At 30.2% G+C, this 17,697-nt stretch carries 17 protein-coding genes; 12 read left to right on the top strand and 5 right to left on the bottom strand.

The window, feature by feature from the left end:
* Positions 1-205: 205 nt before the first annotated feature.
* From H0I27_RS06680 to H0I27_RS06665, 4 genes are all read right to left on the bottom strand, one after another.
* Positions 206-2,356, bottom strand: a complete 2,151-nt coding sequence (locus tag H0I27_RS06680) for a S46 family peptidase (protein ID WP_218733061.1) — start codon at positions 2,354-2,356, stop codon at positions 206-208.
* Between the two features lie 378 nt (positions 2,357-2,734).
* Positions 2,735-2,959 carry a hypothetical protein gene (locus H0I27_RS06675; protein WP_068449935.1) on the bottom strand — a complete coding sequence of 75 codons (225 nt, stop codon included), beginning with the start codon at positions 2,957-2,959 and terminating at the stop codon, positions 2,735-2,737.
* A gap of 96 nt (positions 2,960-3,055) precedes the next feature.
* Positions 3,056-4,432 (bottom strand): MATE family efflux transporter, encoded by a 1,377-nt coding sequence (locus tag H0I27_RS06670; RefSeq protein ID WP_218733060.1) that lies wholly within the window; start codon positions 4,430-4,432, stop codon positions 3,056-3,058.
* A 130-nt stretch (positions 4,433-4,562) separates the two neighbouring features.
* Entirely contained in the window at positions 4,563-5,132 is a 570-nt protein-coding gene (locus H0I27_RS06665; RefSeq protein ID WP_218733059.1) for a fasciclin domain-containing protein, read from the bottom strand.
* A gap of 171 nt (positions 5,133-5,303) precedes the next feature.
* Here H0I27_RS06665 and tpx point away from each other — a divergent pair, with 171 nt between their 5' ends.
* The 8 genes from tpx to H0I27_RS06625 all read left to right on the top strand — a co-directional run bounded on the left by tpx (position 5,304) and on the right by H0I27_RS06625 (position 13,630).
* Positions 5,304-5,801 carry a thiol peroxidase gene (gene tpx, locus H0I27_RS06660; protein WP_218733058.1) on the top strand — a complete coding sequence of 166 codons (498 nt, stop codon included), beginning with the start codon at positions 5,304-5,306 and terminating at the stop codon, positions 5,799-5,801.
* Between the two features lie 3 nt (positions 5,802-5,804).
* Entirely contained in the window at positions 5,805-6,185 is a 381-nt protein-coding gene (locus H0I27_RS06655; protein WP_218733057.1) for a diacylglycerol kinase family protein, read from the top strand.
* A gap of 42 nt (positions 6,186-6,227) precedes the next feature.
* Positions 6,228-8,702, top strand: a complete 2,475-nt coding sequence (locus H0I27_RS06650) for a DNA translocase FtsK (RefSeq protein WP_218733056.1) — start codon at positions 6,228-6,230, stop codon at positions 8,700-8,702.
* A gap of 37 nt (positions 8,703-8,739) precedes the next feature.
* On the top strand, positions 8,740-9,396 hold the full coding sequence (locus tag H0I27_RS06645) for an outer membrane lipoprotein carrier protein LolA (protein WP_218733055.1): 657 nt from the start codon (positions 8,740-8,742) through the stop codon (positions 9,394-9,396).
* A 62-nt stretch (positions 9,397-9,458) separates the two neighbouring features.
* Positions 9,459-10,922, top strand: coding sequence for an LptF/LptG family permease (locus H0I27_RS06640; RefSeq protein ID WP_218733054.1), 1,464 nt, complete (start codon positions 9,459-9,461; stop codon positions 10,920-10,922).
* A 6-nt stretch (positions 10,923-10,928) separates the two neighbouring features.
* Positions 10,929-12,074, top strand: coding sequence for a 3,4-dihydroxy-2-butanone-4-phosphate synthase (ribB, locus tag H0I27_RS06635; RefSeq protein WP_218733053.1), 1,146 nt, complete (start codon positions 10,929-10,931; stop codon positions 12,072-12,074).
* Positions 12,075-12,238: 164 nt separating this feature from the next.
* Entirely contained in the window at positions 12,239-12,841 is a 603-nt protein-coding gene (locus H0I27_RS06630; RefSeq protein WP_218733052.1) for a TetR/AcrR family transcriptional regulator, read from the top strand.
* A gap of 54 nt (positions 12,842-12,895) precedes the next feature.
* Positions 12,896-13,630 (top strand): SDR family oxidoreductase, encoded by a 735-nt coding sequence (locus H0I27_RS06625; protein WP_218733051.1) that lies wholly within the window; start codon positions 12,896-12,898, stop codon positions 13,628-13,630.
* Positions 13,631-13,635: 5 nt separating this feature from the next.
* On the opposite strand, the gene pepE is transcribed toward H0I27_RS06625, so the two are convergent.
* Positions 13,636-14,337, bottom strand: coding sequence for a dipeptidase PepE (gene pepE / locus H0I27_RS06620; RefSeq protein WP_218733050.1), 702 nt, complete (start codon positions 14,335-14,337; stop codon positions 13,636-13,638).
* Positions 14,338-14,430: 93 nt separating this feature from the next.
* Between pepE and H0I27_RS06615 the strand changes: the two genes are divergently transcribed.
* From H0I27_RS06615 to H0I27_RS06600, 4 genes are read left to right on the top strand one after another with little or no spacing between them, the layout of a single operon-like run.
* Positions 14,431-15,213, top strand: coding sequence for a carboxypeptidase-like regulatory domain-containing protein (locus H0I27_RS06615; protein WP_218733049.1), 783 nt, complete (start codon positions 14,431-14,433; stop codon positions 15,211-15,213).
* 9 nt (positions 15,214-15,222) lie between these two features.
* Positions 15,223-16,035 carry a carboxypeptidase-like regulatory domain-containing protein gene (locus tag H0I27_RS06610; RefSeq protein ID WP_218733048.1) on the top strand — a complete coding sequence of 271 codons (813 nt, stop codon included), beginning with the start codon at positions 15,223-15,225 and terminating at the stop codon, positions 16,033-16,035.
* A gap of 11 nt (positions 16,036-16,046) precedes the next feature.
* Entirely contained in the window at positions 16,047-16,841 is a 795-nt protein-coding gene (locus tag H0I27_RS06605) for a carboxypeptidase-like regulatory domain-containing protein (protein WP_218733047.1), read from the top strand.
* Positions 16,842-16,852: 11 nt separating this feature from the next.
* Positions 16,853-17,644 carry a carboxypeptidase-like regulatory domain-containing protein gene (locus H0I27_RS06600; RefSeq protein ID WP_218733046.1) on the top strand — a complete coding sequence of 264 codons (792 nt, stop codon included), beginning with the start codon at positions 16,853-16,855 and terminating at the stop codon, positions 17,642-17,644.
* Positions 17,645-17,697: the final 53 nt, after the last annotated feature.

The following is a 17,697-nucleotide window of genomic DNA, read 5'->3' as shown; positions in this document are numbered from 1 at the left end:
TTGCAAAATTATTGCTTAACCAAAATTATTTGCATTTTTGTAAAGTCCTATTTTCCTGCGGAAAATAGCCATTCAATTTAAACGAAACTTTCCATAACACAACAACGTAAGCAAACCTCACTCATAATCTTTAATTCCTTAAAACAAAAAAAGCTCTCTGAAACCAGAGAGCTTTTTTATAGATAAAATCTACAAATAGACTTTACTATTTTTTACTAATAATAGTCAACTCATCTACAATATGTTTTGCATTTGAGTATTTATCTATCAACCAAAGTACATATCTAATATCAACATTAATAGTTCTTTGTAAGTTTGAGTCGAAAATAACATCACCAGCCATTGCTTCAATGTTTCCGTCAAAAGCCAAACCAATTAATTCACCTTTTCCGTTTACAACAGGAGAACCAGAGTTACCACCAGTAATATCGTTATCCGTTAAAAAGTTTACAGGTAACTGACCACGCTCATTTGCGTAACGTCCGTAATCTTTCTTTTCGTAAATATCTAACATGCTTTGGTCTAAATCAAACTCAGAATCGTTTGGTTTGTATTTTTTAATCATCCCCTGAAAAGTAGTATAATTATTTTCATTCGCATCTTTTCTCTTATCCGCAGGCAAAGCTCTTACTTTACCGTAAGACAATCTTAATGTAGAATTTGCATCAGGATATTTAATATTACTCAATCCAGATTCACGCAATCCTTTTACCAACAATCTAAATGATGCTTTAAAATCATTTTCTGCTTGTACCAAGTTTTCTGGATTCTCTCTATATTTATCTAATAACTGATTAGACAATTGCAATAAAGGATCACTATTTAAGATAGCTTCATTTGGGTATTGTAAATAAGCCTCCACTCCTTCTTTAGAAGTAAACATACTCAACTTAAAAATAGCTTTGATATACGTAGAAAAATCATTGTCGTTTTTCCCACCTACTTCTGCAACCAATTCTGGCAATGAGTAATTAGATTTAGATGCTAACAAACCTAATTGTTTTGCAAAAACCTCTTCCTCTAAAGGCAAGTAAAAATCTTTATAAGAACTCTCTATAAGCGCTTGTAACCTTGGTAACATATTTGCACGCTCTGCTTCATTTGCAGCTGTATATTGCTTTAAAGCACCACCAATTCTGTATGGTAAAACAGCAAATTTACTAGAACGCAACATCCCTAATAAGTAGTTGGTTTGTTTTGCCTTCTCGTTGGTTAAACTATAGTAATTATTGATATTCTCAATAACCTTTCCGTAGGCTTCTTTATTATCTTTTTTCTTAGCCCATTTTACAAACTTCGCTTCTACTTTACTTTTCTTTTCAACCGTTTTATGCTCTGTTAAAGCGGTAATCATTCCACCTCTATTTTTCCAATAGTTGGCAATACCAGCGTAAGCAGATGCGTACATTAGATTTACAGACTCGTCTGCATCCATGTATTTTTTCATAACATCCATACTTAATTTAGAACCTTCTACCCAAGCAGGATATGCAAATTTTACGTTTTGCTCTACTCCTTGTGCAGGCATCCAACGGTTTGTTCTACCAGGATATCCTAAAATCATAGCAAAATCGTTTTCTTTTACACCATCAATATTAACAGGTAAATGATATTTTGCTTTTAAAGGCACATTTGCCTTAGAATATTCTGCTGGTTCTCCGTTTTCATCTGCATAGACTCTAAATAAAGAAAAATCTCCCGTATGTCTTGGCCATTCCCAGTTATCTGTATCTCCACCATATTTACCAACATTTTCTGGAGGTGTACCTACTAAACGAACATCATTATAATCTTCATACACAAAGTAGTAAAACTCATTTCCTTCATAGAAAGAACGTACTGAAACGGTATATTTTCCACCTTCGTTATTTTCTTTTTCAATTTTAGCAATTTCTCTATTAATGATTGCTTCACGTTCTTTTTCACTCATTTTATCATTTACAAGAGATAAAATACGTTTAGAAACATCATCCATTCTTACAAAAAAACGTACATATAAGCTTTCTGGTTTCAATTCTTCTTCTTTAGAACCTGCCCAAAAACCATTTTTTAAGTGATTTTGTTCTGCTGTAGATAATTCTGCAATTGCATTGTAACCACAATGGTGATTTGTTAACACCAACCCGCTTTCTGAAACAATACTTGCTGTACAACCTCCGTTAAATTGTACGATACCATCTTTTAAACTTTGATTGTTAACACTATAAATTTCTTCTGCTGTTAATTGTAATCCCATTTTTTGCATATCACGATGATTTAATCGCTCAATATGCATTAAAAACCACATTCCCTCATCTGCCAATGCTGAAGGAATTGAGACCATAAATACAATAAATGTAATCAGTATTTTTTTCATTTTATCTTGTTTTAAATATAGGATAAAAATACTAAAACTTAGGCTCTTTTTAGAGCAGACAAGTTGTTAAAATATGTTATTTTTCATTCTATTGATAGTCTAAAAATCATCTTTTTTCACCACTTCTATCTCTTTAACTTTTATTTGATCTTCCTTAGAAAAAAACAAATCAAATTATGGCTGTTATACTTGCTGATTTTAAAAAAAAAGGAAAGTTCTAAACGAATATTGAGAACTAAATGAAAAAACTTTTAGACACAAAAAAACGCTTAAAAATTAGAAATAGATTCTATTCTTTAAGCGTTTAATAATCCTATTTTATTTATAAAAACAGCTACTGTTATTCAGGGTTAAAACCTAAAAACAAGTTAGCGAGTCTTAGTCAAATTCCTTCATTTCATCATCATAAAAAGCACCTGCTTTATCCATTAAATCTGCTAACTCTGTAGCAATATCTTCTTCACTTTCTCCTGTTAAATCTTCAAACCACTCTACTTCATCATCTTTTAAGTTGATTAAAAAACGAGGAAACTCTGTGTGTAACACAAAAATATCTTCAGGAAATTTACTGTTATCTGCTAATAAAAATTTAGGTAAAGTCATAATATTTTATTGATTATAGATGCTGTCTGTTCGAGCGCAGTCGAGAACTAATTTATTTATTTTAAGAACCTCTCGACTGCGCTCGAGGGGACACTATTATTTTTTCTCTTTTATCAACTTTAAAGTTAATGAATTAAATCTTATAAATAGTAAAATAGAAGCTGTTGTTAAACCTGCAAGCAAACCTAACCAAATACCAAAACTACCATACATTTCTTCGCTTCCGAAATAATAAGAAACCGGAAAACCGATAACCCAATAAGAAATAAAAGTAAGAATTGTAGGTACCTTAACATCTTGCATACCACGCAAAGCTCCTAAAAAAACAACTTGTATACTGTCTGATATTTGAAAAAAAGCTGCTGCTATTAATAAATTTGAAGCAATAGAAACAACTTCCATATTGTCTATATAATTTGTAGTATCACTTAAATCTACATAAATCATAGGTAAACTTTTATGAAAAATAAAGAAAAGTAATGCAAAAAACACCGCTAACAATACTCCTAATAAAAAGATAGAAAAAGCAATTCTACGCAATTCTTTATAATCTCGTAATCCCTTTTGGTTTCCTACTCTAACCATAGCAGCAACACTTAAACCCGTTGCAACCATAAATGTCATAGAAGATAAGTTTAAGGCTATTTGGTTTGCTGCTTGTGGGTTTTTCCCTAACAAACCACTTAACCAAACTGCTGCTGTAAAAATAGCAACTTCAAAAAGCATTTGCATAGCGCTTAAAGAACCAATATTCACAATTTTTTTTATCGTTAAAACATCTAAAACAAAGAATTTTATATTTCTTACTATTTCTGCAGACCTTTCTTTATAACGCAGTAATAACCATAAGTAAAGCACCATTACAACTCTAGAAACTAACGTACCATACGCTGCACCAATAATCCCCATTTCTGGAAAACCAAATTTCCCAAAAATTAATAAATAGTTTAAAACAATGTTTATAACATTTGCTATTAATGCCGCATACATTGGATATTTCGTCATAGAAAGACCGTCACTAAACTGTTTAATTGCCTGAAAGATAACTAAAGGAATTAGTGAAAAAGCAACCAAATCTAAATACGGAATTGCCAACTCTACCACTTCTTTGGGTTGTTTCATTAAATACATTAAAGGCTTAGAGAAATAGACTCCAGCAAATAAGATAATACCTAAGGAGGTACATAAAAACAAACCACTTTTATACGTAGCTTTTGCTTGTTTTAGATTATCAGATGAATCTGCTTCTGCAATTAAAGGTGTAATAGCTGTAGAAAAACCAATACCTATAGACATGGCGATAAACATAAAACTATTCCCCAAAGAAACCGCAGCTAATTCTGCAGTTCCCATTTGACCAACCATTATATTATCTATAAAACTTACAAATGTATGCCCAAGCATACCTAACATTACTGGTGCTGCAAGCTTCCAATTGTATTTAAATTCTGATGTATATTGAGAAATATTCACGCTTATTGTTCTTTTTACGGAGTGCAAAAATACAACTTGTAATTAGAATAAATCGTTGCTATCTATAAAATAAAAACACAAAAAATCCACTTTTTTCAAAGTGGATTTTTAATACTAATAAATACCGTTTTTACATTGCTGGTTTTGGCAATAAAACAGCATCAATTACATGTATTACTCCGTTAGATTGGTTTACATCTGCAATAGTAACTTTAGCTTTCCCTCCGTTTTCATCAGAAATATAAACGTTTTTTCCTTTCATCCAAGCAGTAATGGTTCCTCCGCTTACTGTTTTAATAGCAGCTTTACCGTTTCCTTTTTTAATTAAGGCTACAATTTCTTTAGCACTCCAATTACCTGCAACAACATGGTATTTTAAAATTGTTTGTAATTTCGCTTTATTTTCTGCCTTTAACAAAGTACTTACAGTACCTTCTGGCAACATATCAAACGCTTTATTTGTAGGTGCAAAAACAGTAAAAGGTCCTTCACTAGTTAATACATCTACTAAACCTGCTGCTTTTACAGCTGCCACTAATGTAGTATGGTCTTTAGAATTTACGGCATTTTCTACAATATTTTTAGAAGGATACATTTCTGCTCCACCCACCATTTTTGTTTTTTCTTGTGCACTAAAATTTTGACTAATTACTAAACTAAGCATTAAAACTGTTACTTTAAAAAAATTTAAGGTTTTCATAATTTGATATTTAAAATTAATAATAATTTGTGTTCAACATATCTACGAGATTTTTTTAGTTACGGTTTTAAAATAAATTTAAAAATAAAATGAATCACAAGAATATTTCCATAAATAATTTAATTATCATTACTTTTGAAGTTCTAAAAAACATACTAAAAACATACTGAAATGGCAAATATCACATTAAAAGGAAATGCAATAAATACAATAGGTAACTTACCTAAAACAGGAACTAAAGCAGCTGATTTTAAACTAACTGCAGTAGATTTATCTCAAAAAAGTTTATCAGATTTTGCTGGTAAAAAGGTAATTTTAAATATTTTTCCTAGTGTAGATACAGGTACTTGTGCTACTTCTGTTAGAGAATTTAATAAAAAAGCGGCAGATTTAGAAAATACTGTTGTTTTATGTGTTTCTAAAGATTTACCATTTGCTCAAGCTCGTTTTTGTGGTGCAGAAGGTATTGATAATGTAGTAATGTTATCTGATTTTGCTGATGGTAACTTCGGAAAATCTTACGAATTAGAAATTGCAGATGGTCCTTTAGCACATTTACACTCTAGATCTATTGTTATTATCGATGAAAAAGGAGACGTTGCGTATACAGAGCAAGTTTCTGAAATTGTTGACGAACCTAATTATACAGCTGCTTTAAACGCAATTTAATTTATGAAGAATCCTAATGATAGCTTTATAAGAGGAAGACTTCGTAGTTTTAAGTTTGCCTTAAGAGGTATGTGGCTTTTAATGACTACAGAAGACAGCATAAAAGCACAACTTTTTGTTGCTGTACTTGCTACTATTTTAGGTTTTTATTTTAATATTTCTAATATAGAATGGATGTTTCAGTTTATCGTTATCGGCCTCGTTTTAGTGGCAGAAGCTTTAAACACTGCCATAGAAAAAGTGGCAGATTTTGTACACCCAGATTATCACGAGAAAATAGGTTTTATTAAAGATATAGCTGCAGGCGCACCAAGCTTTGCAGCTTTTACTTCATTAATTATTGCAGGTTTTATATACATCCCTAAAATAACGATCTTATTTTAGTTGATTTTTTTATTTAATGCTAAAAACGACCAAAAATTATTAATGGCTAAGAGAAGAACAAGTTCAAAAAAACCCTTAAATTCTTCGGAACAAAAACCGAGTATTTTTGCATATTTTAAAACAAGACAAGCAAAGACAATTTTAGGATCTTTCTTAATTTTATTTTCAATTTTCCTCTGTATTGCTTTTATTTCTTTTTTCTTTAATTGGCAAGAAGATCAAAGCATACTTAAAGAATTTGCAGATAAAACAGTTAGAAGTAAAAATTTACTTGGAAAAATTGGCGCTAATTTAAGTAACTTTTTCATCTATTCTGGGGTTGGAATAGCAGCTTTTATAGTCGCATTTCAGATACTTTTAACAGGTTGGTATATCCTTTTTAAAAAGAAATTCTCTTCATTAATAATTTCTTGGAACTGGTCTCTTTTGGTGATGATATGGATTTCTATAACGTTAGGTTTTGCATATGACAAGTACGCATTGTTATCTGGTATTATCGGTTATGAAATTAATGAGTTTTTACAAGCATTTATAGGTAAAACTGGTTTGGTCATTCTTTTAACCTTCTTTTTTATTGCTTATTTAGTTTTACGTTATAAAGTTACTTTTGATAAGTACATAGAAACCTTAAAAATAAAGCGAGAAGAAAGAGAAGCCAGAAAAGCAGAAGAAGCCGTTTTTAATGAAACAACACAAGAAACCGTTACATCTGTAAAAACTGTAGAAAAAACAGAAACGGTACCTTTAAAAAATGATCAGAAAGAAAAATCTGTTGTAGAATTATCTTTAGAAAAAAAACAACCAACAATTTCTAAATATTCTGATGTATCGTCTAAAAAAGAAGAAATTTCTTTAAACACGGAAAAAAGTACAGGACCTGTATTAAAAACTGAAATAGCGAAAGAAGAAGAAAAAGAGGTAGAAATAGATGTAGAGATTGATGTTGCTATTGGAAGAGATGAAGAGCATTCTACAGAAAATTTATCCAATCAATTGGTAAAAGATTTTGGTGAGTTTGACCCTACCCTAGAATTAGGAAATTTCAAATTCCCAACCTTCAACCTTTTAAAACAATACAATGAATCTATTTCTATAGATCCAGAAGAATTAGAAGCTAACAAAGATAGAATTGTAGATACTTTAAAAAACTACAAAATAGGTATTGCAGAAATTAAAGCTACTGTAGGACCAACTATTACCTTATATGAAATTGTACCTGAGGCAGGAATTAGAATTTCTAAAATTAAAAATTTAGAAGATGATATTGCACTGTCTTTATCTGCCTTAGGAATTAGAATTATTGCTCCTATCCCTGGTAAAGGAACCATTGGTATAGAAGTACCTAATAAAAAATCGACCATTGTTTCTATGCATTCTGTAATTTCATCAAAGAAATTTCAAGAATCTACTATGGAATTACCTATTGCTTTAGGTAAAACCATTTCTAATGAAACTTTTGTGGTAGATTTAGCTAAAATGCCTCACTTATTAATGGCAGGTGCAACGGGTCAAGGAAAGTCTGTTGGATTAAATGCAGTATTAACATCACTTTTATATAAAAAACATCCTGCAGAAGTAAAGTTTATTTTAGTAGATCCAAAGAAAGTAGAACTTACTTTGTTTAATAAAATAGAACGTCATTATTTAGCAAAATTACCAGATGTAGAAGAAGCTATTATTACAGATACGACTAAAGTGGTACATACCTTAAATTCGCTTTGTATAGAGATGGATAATCGTTACGATTTGTTGAAAGCTGCTATGGTTCGTAATATTAAAGAATACAATGCTAAATTTAAACAACGTAAATTAAATCCTAATGACGGACATCAATTTTTACCATACATTGTTTTGGTTATTGATGAGTTTGCCGATTTAATTATGACGGCTGGTAAAGAAGTAGAAACTCCTATTGCACGTTTGGCACAACTTGCTAGAGCAATTGGTATTCATTTAATTGTAGCAACACAAAGACCTTCTGTAAACGTAATTACAGGTATTATTAAGGCAAATTTTCCTGCAAGAATTGCATTTAGAGTAACCTCTAAAATAGATTCTAGAACAATTTTAGATGCTGGTGGAGCAGATCAATTAATTGGTCGTGGAGATTTACTATATACAGCAGGAAACAATCTTAGTAGAATACAATGTGCCTTTGTAGACACACCAGAAGTTGAAAAAATTACAGATTTTATTGGTTCTCAAAAAGCCTATGCAGAAGCGTATCAATTACCAGAGTACGTAGATGATGAAAGTGGCACGAGTCTTGATATAGATATTTCCGATAGAGACAAACTCTTTAAAGATGCCGCAGAAATTATTGTTACGGCCCAACAAGGATCTGCTTCTCTATTACAAAGGAAATTAAAATTAGGGTATAATAGAGCTGGTAGATTAATAGATCAGTTAGAAGCTGCCGGTATTGTAGGTGGTTTTGAAGGAAGTAAAGCAAGACAAGTGTTAGTTCCAGATTTTATAGCCTTAGAGCAATTATTAGAAAACGAAAAGAACCAATAGTCTCTCGACTACGATCGAGATGATAAGAATTATAATTATGAAAAAAGTAACCATATTATTTTTAAGTTTATTTTTAACAACCATCACTTTTTCTCAAAATGCAGAAAAAGCAAAATCTCTTTTAGATGAAGTTTCTACAACAATGGGAGCTTATAAAAACATGTCTATTAGCTTTAGTCAAACCTTAAGCAACGAAGACGCAGGTATCATGGAAGGCGATGAGCCACCAATTAGAGGAAAAATTGCACTATCCGGAGAAAAATACAGCCTTAATTACTTAGGAAATCAATTTATTTTCGACGGAAAAAAACTGTATGTAATTAATAATGATGAAAAAGAAATTACGGTTACAGATGGTGATATGAGTGGTGATGATGGTTTTATTTACCCTTCTAAATTATTAACTTTTTACAAAGAAGGTTATAATTTTGAAATGGGAAATTTAAAAAACTTAAACGGCAGAAAAATTCAACTAGTTACCTTAAGCCCAATAGATAGCGCTTCTGATATTGTAAAAGTAGAATTGGCAATTGATGCAAAAACAAAGCACATTTATAAATTGATTCAGACAGGTTCTAACGGTTCTAAAACAACCTTTACAATTAATGAATTTAAAAGCAACCAAAACCTGCCTAGTTCGCATTTTTCATTTGATGAAGCAAAATACAAAAAGCTAAACTTCTCAATAGATTAATTATTTTCCAATTAACAGAAATTTAGTAGCTTATTTGAAGATAAGAAACTACTTTTGCCTAGATGAAAATTTTAGATAGATACATCTTAAAAACCTTTTTAGTTCCTTTTATAGCTACGTTTCTAATCGTGCTTTTTGTTTTGGTGATGCAAGTTTTATGGCAAACCTTCGAAAACATTGCTGGTAAAGGAATTAGCTTGCCTTTTATATTAAAATTCTTATACTACTCTACCTTAATTATTACACCACAAGCATTGCCTATTGGAGTCCTTTTATCTTCTATAATGGCATTGGGTACTTTAGGTGAAAACTACGAATTTGCAGCAGCAAAATCTGCAGGTATTTCCTTACAACGTTTGGTAAGACCCTTAGTTTATTTAACACTAATTCTTAGTGGTATTAACTTTTTATTTTTAAACAATATTTATCCTTATGCCGTTTTAAAGCAGAAGAATTTATACTTAAATATTAAAAAGAAACAACCAGCACTTGCATTAGTCGCTGGAAGTTTTAATAGTGATTTACCTGGTTTTCAAATTAAATTTGATGAAAAATTTGATGAAGAAGGTAAAAACGGAAAAGAAGTAAGTTTATTAAAAAAAGTATTAATCTACGATTTAACTGCTGGAAAAGGGAACCAAAAGGTAATTACCGCAGAAAGAGGTAAAATTATATCTGAAGAAGGAAGTCGTTATATGACTTTTATTCTATATGATGGTTATTACTATCAAGAACACGCAAAAACGGCCAAAACGAATTTACAAAGAAAAAAAATGGCGGCATCAAACGCTACCTTTAAAGAATACGAATTTAACATTGATATGTCTTCTGTTACTGGAGATGATGATTTAAGTAAAACAGATCACACTAAAAACTTTATGATGCTTAGTTTAAATCAATTAAGTGACACCATACCCGACTTAAAAGCAAGTTATGATGAAGCTTTATTGCTAAAATCTAAGAACTTATATGCAACAACAGTTGCAAAAGACTTATACCAATACCCAGATTCATTAAAAACAGAGAACATTGATATTGATGTCTTAGAAAATTTTGACTTACAATCTAAAATTAATATTCTAAACTCAGCCACTACAAAAACAGAACGCGCTTTAAGCTCTATTAAAAATGGTCAAACCTCCATTAAATACAAAAGAAAAAATCTAAATTTTTTCGATACGGAGTATTATAATAGAATTTCATTTTCGTTATCTTGTTTAATTCTCTTTTTTATTGGTGCACCCTTAGGTTCAATTATTAGAAAAGGTGGTTTTGGTTTGCCTATGATATTAGCTATTGCTATTTACGTAACCTATTTCTTTAGTAATACTTTTGGTAAAAATTTAGCAGAAGAAAGTAAGGTCACCTCCTTTTTAGGTTCTTGGTCATCTGCTTTTATTATGGTTCCAATTGGTATTATCTTAACACGAAGAGCTACACGAGACAAAGGGATTTTTAATATGGATGCCATTACGCAACCGATTATCAATTTTTTTAAAAAAATATTTACAAAAAAAGAAGCATAAGATATTATGACTGTTCAAAACACTAAAAAAAGTACAGAGTTAAATTCAATTTCAGCAGCAATTGAAGACATAAGAAACGGTAAAATTATTATTGTTGTAGATGATGAAAACAGAGAAAATGAAGGAGATTTTTTAGCTGCAGCAGAAAAAGTGACGCCTGAAATGATTAATTTCATGGCAACACATGGTAGAGGATTAATATGTGCACCTTTAACAGAAAAACGTTGTAAAGAACTAGACTTACACGTTATGGTGAATAACAATACAGACCCAATGGAAACGGCTTTTACGGTTTCTGTAGACTTACGTGGTAAAGGAGTTACAACTGGTATTTCTGCCGGGGATAGAGCTTTAACTATAAAAGCATTAGTAGATAAAGACACTAAATCTTTTGATTTAGCAAGACCTGGTCATATTTTTCCATTAATTGCTAAAGAAGGTGGTGTTTTAAGAAGAACAGGACATACAGAAGCTGCTATAGATTTTGCTCGTTTAGCAGGTTTACAGCCAGCGGGTGTTATTGTAGAAATCATGAACGAGGATGGTACCATGGCTCGTTTACCTCAATTGTTAGAAGTTGCTAAAAAGTTTGATATTAAAATTGTTTCTATAGAAGATTTAGTGGCTTATAGAATGGAGCATGATTCTTTAATTGAAATAAAAGAAGATTTTAATTTACAGACTAGATTTGGAGATTTTAGATTAAGAGCATATCAACAAACTACCAATAACCAAGTTCATATTGCCTTAACAAAAGGTTCTTGGTCTAAAGACGAAGCTATTTTAACTAGAGTAAATTCTACTTTAGTAAATAATGATATTTTAGGAACCTTAACCAATAATGCAGATAAGAAACTAGACCAAATGTTTCAGGTGATTAATGATGAAGGAAAAGGGGCTATTATATTTGTAAACCAACAAAATCAATCTCAAAACTTATTGAGTAGATTGTCTACTTTAAAAGAGAATCAAAAAAACGGAAATATCAAAGCTCCAGAAATTAAAATGGACAACAAAGATTTCGGAATTGGTGCTCAAATTTTACATGATTTAAACATTCGTCAATTAAAATTAATTACAAATACACAACAAACTAAACGTGTTGGTATGATTGGTTATGGTTTAGAGATTGTAGATTATGTAGGATACTAATGCCTTTACCCTATTTAAAAATCAACATTTTTTAAATATTTTTTTTTGAAATCAAATATCCTCTAGGCGCAACCTAGAGGATATTTGTTTTTTATTAAAATAAGTCAAATGTTAATTAAAGTTAATAAAACATACTACTTAGTATTTTTTATTAACTTTGGTTTATGTTACAAAAACAAAAGTCGGAATTTACCAAACAATTAATTCTCGATGAATCCTTTAAATTATTTTACAAAGACGGTTTTAAAACAACCAGTGTCGATAAAATAATGGTAAAAACTCAACTTACCAAAGGTGCTTTCTATCACCATTACAAAAACAAAAAAGAATTAGGTCTTGCTGTTATTAAGCTTAAAATTCAAAAAAGAGTTTATGATGGAATGATCTCTCCACTTTACAACTCTGGCAATGCCATTGATCTCTTAAAACAGACTTTTTTAGAGAGAATTAAATCTTTCCCTTTAGATGAAAAGCAATCTGGCTGCCCAATGAATAACTTTATAAATGAAGTTGGAGACTCTGAAAAAATCTATCAAATTGCTTTAAAAAATATTATTGAGGAATGGAAATCTGCATTGATACATTTAATTGAAAGAGGGAAAAATGAAAATAGTATTTTGCAATCCATTTCCAGTGAGGCTACAGCTATTTATTTAATTAGTGCTTTTGAAGGCATTAGAGGCATACGAAAGCTATATGACAACGATGAAATTATTGACCAATACACGTTAGGTTTATCTGCCTATATCAATAAAATTAAAGTCTAATTTATTTTCATAAAAAACATACCACATAGTATCTTTTAATAAAAAATTAAAAAAATGAAACTAAAAAACAAAGTAGTTATTATTACAGGTTCTTCTAAAGGAATCGGAAAAGAGATGGCAATATTATTCGCAGAAAATAAAGCTAAAGTAATTGTAAATTACTCTAGTAGTGAAGCTGAAGCGAATGAGACCGTAAAAACAATAATCGCCAACGGCGGGGAAGCAATAGCTATAAAAGCAGATGTTAGTGTCAGAAAAGAAGTAACACATCTATTTGATAAAACCATTGAGGTTTATGGCAAAATAGATGTTCTAGTTAACAATGCAGGTGTTATGAAATCTAAAAAATTAAAAGACATTACCGAACAAGATTTCGACACTCATTTTAACGTAAATGTAAAAGGCTTGTATAATACTTTACAAGAAGCGGAAAGTAAACTTGCTGATAATGGTAATATCATTAACATCTCTTCTAGTACCGTAAAATTAATGTTACCAACATACGCCATTTATTCTGCAACAAAAGCTGCCGTAGAACAAATATCACGTGTGTTTTCTAAAGAAATCGGTAGAGGAATTTCTGTAAATGCATTAGCTCCTGGACCAACTGAAACCGAATTATTTTTAAAAGGAAAATCAACAGAATTTATAGAACAATTAAGTTCTATGAACGCTTTTAACAGATTAGCAAAACCTATAGATATTGCTAGAGTCGCATTATTTTTAGCAAGCGATGATTCTAAATGGGTTTCTGGTCAAGTTATTGGTGCAAACGGAGCTATGGTATAAAATGATTAAAATTTAATTAATCCCCCACTTTTTAATTCTATTGGCTGCTTATTTTGTTCAAACAAACGGGCAGTCAATTTACCTCTTAAAAAAATATCATCATTAATAACTTCTAACCAACTTCCTTCTCGCAGACCTAAAACTGCAGTTTCGTTAAAAACATGAAACTCTTTGATACGTGTTTCTCTTGTTTCTCCCATGTGAGTAGAACCTTCAATAGGATCTAAATAATGCGCATTTATATTAAAAGGAATACATCCTAAAGTTGTAAAACTAGGTGGATACACAATTGGCATATCATTGGTATTCTTCATATTTATACCACAAATATTACTACCGGCACTTGTACCTAAGTACGGAGTACCGTTATCTAACACTTGCTTTAAAGTTGATAATACATCGTTTTTGTACAATTGATTGACCAACTCAAAAGTATTTCCTCCTCCAGTAAAAACAGCTTCAGAATTTTGAATTGCTTCTTTAGCATTGTCAAATTCATGGATTCCTTTTACATCAATATTAATATTTGAAAAAGCATTTTTTGCTATTGTAGTATACTCGTCATAACTAATTCCGCTTGGTCTTGCATATGGAATAAATAGTAATTGTTTTACTTCCTTAAAATGTGTTTTTAAAGTAGGTAATAAATATTCTAAATAGCTACTTCCGTGTACTGTTGATGTACTTGCAATAATCATTTTTTTCATAGTCCAAAAATAAGAATTTAACTATTCATTTTAACACAAGTTTACAATTCTCTTAATAGAGTTTTAAGACACGTACTTCTTTACTTTGTATTAATGTCAAAAGCGATTACTTTTCTTGCCTTTTTTATAAGTTTTCTATCCTTAGAAGCTCAAGAAAAAAGAACTAACCTAACTGGTAAAACTGTTTTAGATAGTTTGGCTATTCCAGATGTTCATATCATTAACCAAAATACAAGTATTGGTACGATTACCAATACCAATGGTTTTTTTGAAATACCTGTTAAAGTAGGAGATACTTTATATTACTCTCATTTAAAATATATAGACAAGCATATTATTATTACAGACAAAATGCTTTCAACCAAAAGAATAAGCATTCCATTAGAAGAAGAAACGGTTGTTTTAAAAGAAATGGTATTAGAGAAACAACGTAGTATTTTTTACCAAGATCCAGAAATACTGCAAAATAATGGTATCGTCGTAGACGCAAAATTCTTAAATTTACCCTATGCTAATGTAAAAGCAAAAAAAGATAAATCTATTGTAAAATTTCAATCTGGAGCTTCTGTTAATTTAGACAATTTAATAAATATATTAAACGGAAATGCAAAAAGAGAAAAACAACTAAAGGAAATGGCTTTAGAAGATACGGAACTTAAAAAAGTAAGAGACTATTTTACCGATGACTTTTTTATCACAGATTTAAAAATTGAAAAAATCTATATCAATCAGTTTTTAAATGATTGTATAGATAAAAATATCATTCGCATTTTTAAGAGAGAAAACAAATTAGATGTGCTTAAGTTATTAATGAGAGAAAGCAAACTATTTCCTAAACGAATAGTTGACGAAGAACTCTACTTAACGAACCAATAACCCTATTGAATGGAAAAAAAACTACTTACTATTTTCTTATTTGTTATAACACTCCCCTCGTTGTCTCAAAATAATGGGACGTTAATTTCTAGTAGAATTTTAGATTCTCTTGGCATTGTAAAAAATGCAAATATTATCAACCTAAATACCAATCAAGGTACATTTTCTTCGGATTCTGGGCGTTTTCAAATCTATGCTAAAAAAGGAGATACTTTAAGAATTTCATCCATACAACACATCACACAAAAGATAAAGATTACTCCGCAAATTATAGAAAATAAAGCGCTTATTATTATACTAAAACCAAATACCTATGTTTTGGATGCATTCGAATTAAAAAGACATGACTTAATTGGTAGATTGGCGGTAGATGTTAAAAGCATACCTACTGAAGAAAAATACGCTTTATTAAAAAGTAATATGGATTTTTCTAATGTAGACTTCTCGTTAAAAGATCATAGAATTGATGCTAATGATAGAGCAAAATCTAAAGTAGTAAATACCGTTGCCAATTCTTACTCAGGACTTAATGCTGCTGGACTAATTGGAAGTCTTTTTTCTTCTAAAAAATTCGAAAAAACACAATTACTAGACGCAAAGTTAGATCGTAAAAAAGCATTGGGAAACAAAATATTACTAGAACTTGGTGAAGATTTTTTCTTTGAAAAATTAAAAATCCCTAAGGAAAAATATTATCATTTTTTAGATTATTGTGATTATTTAGATCTCGATAAAATATATAACGAAAATAAAGTTTTAAAACTTATAGAAATATTTCAGAAAGAAAGTGTTCCGTATTTAGAAATCATAAAAGAAGAATAAAACAGCTGTGCATGGAAAAAAATCTACTTCAATTTTTATTATTTTTTGTAACATGCACCTCTTTATCCCAAGAAAGGCAAACCTTAATTTCAGGTAAAGTTGTAGACTCTTTGGGTACTGTCAAGAATGTGAACATCATCAACCTAAAAACTAATAAAGGTACTTTTTCTTCGGATGATGGAGTGTTTAGAATCTATGCTAAAGAAGGAGATTCTTTACAAGTTTCGTCTGTGCAGCATATTACCAGAAAACTAAGAATAAGCAAAGAGATTATCAACAATAAATTTATTACCATTAGATTGGGTACAAATACGTTTGTTTTAGATGAATTTGAATTAAAAAAGCATCATTTAATAGGAAGGTTAGGTGTCGATATAAAAGAGGTACCAACAGATAGAAAAGATTCTTTATTACAAAAAAACTTAGATTTTTCTAAAGTCAATTTTAAACTCGTAGACACAAGAATTGATGCAAACATAAGAATGAAACCTCCAATTGTTAACACAGTTGCAAATTCTTTTGGTGGTGGTGGCGGCAGCGCATCAATTCCTTTTAAATTTAAAGACCTACTATTACGTAAAGAGTTGAATCGTAAAAAAGCAGTTCCAGATAAAATACTAATAGAACTTGGTGCACCATTTTTCTTTGAAGAATTAAAAATCCCGAAAGACAATTACTTTCATTTTCTAGAATACTGTAATCCTTTAGGCATAGAACGCCTTCATAAAGAAGGTAAGATTTTAGAACTCATCAAAATTTTTAAGAAAGAAAGTGTGCCTTATTTACAAATCATAAAAAAAGAATAAATTATTTTTCTATGATTATAAAACTACTTCAACTTTATGTATTCATTTTAGCCTCTAATTCTTTAGCGCAACAAGTACTGATTAATGGAAAAGTAATAGATTCTTTAGGTATCATTAAAAATGCAAATATTATCAACCTAAAAACAAACCAAGGTACTTTTTCTTCGGATGACGGTACTTTTAGAATATATGTTTCGCAAGGAGACTCATTACGTATTTCATCGATACAGTACGTTACAAGAAAGTTTTATGTGACGAAACAAAATATCAACAATAAATTCATCATTATAAAACTAAAACCCAGTACTTATGTTTTAGATGAATTCGAACTAAAAAAACACAATTTAACAGGACGATTAGGAATTGATTTAAAGGAAGTACCTACAGATAAAAGAGACTCCTTATTAAGAAAGGTTATGGATTTTTCTAACGTGAATTTAAAACGAGCTGAAGAAGATGATTATATAGACAAAAGAGTAAGACCACAAAAAGTTGAAACAGATCCTACACAAATGTTTGGTGGTGTTGGAGCTAAAGTAGTAATACCTTTTAAAGATAAAGAGAGTTTATTAAACAAAGAGTTAAAACGTAAAAAAGAAGTTCCATATAAAATACTATCTGAACTTGGTGAACCATTTTTCTTTGAAGAATTAAAAATCCCGAAAGACAATTACTTTCATTTTCTAGACTATTGTAATCCTTTAGATATAGAACGTCTTCACAAAGAAGGTAATATTTTAGAACTCATCAAAATTTTTCAGAAAGAAAGTATGCCTTATTTACAAATCATAAAAAAAGAGTAAATTGGCAGAATAATTATTTTAAAACCAGCATGAATACTAAAAAATCTATTTTA

The organism is Polaribacter sp. HaHaR_3_91 (genome assembly GCF_019278525.1).
GTDB lineage: Bacteria > Bacteroidota > Bacteroidia > Flavobacteriales > Flavobacteriaceae > Polaribacter.
The sequence above is the reverse complement of the archived record's forward strand: the minus strand, read 5'-3'. Positions and strand labels throughout refer to the sequence as shown.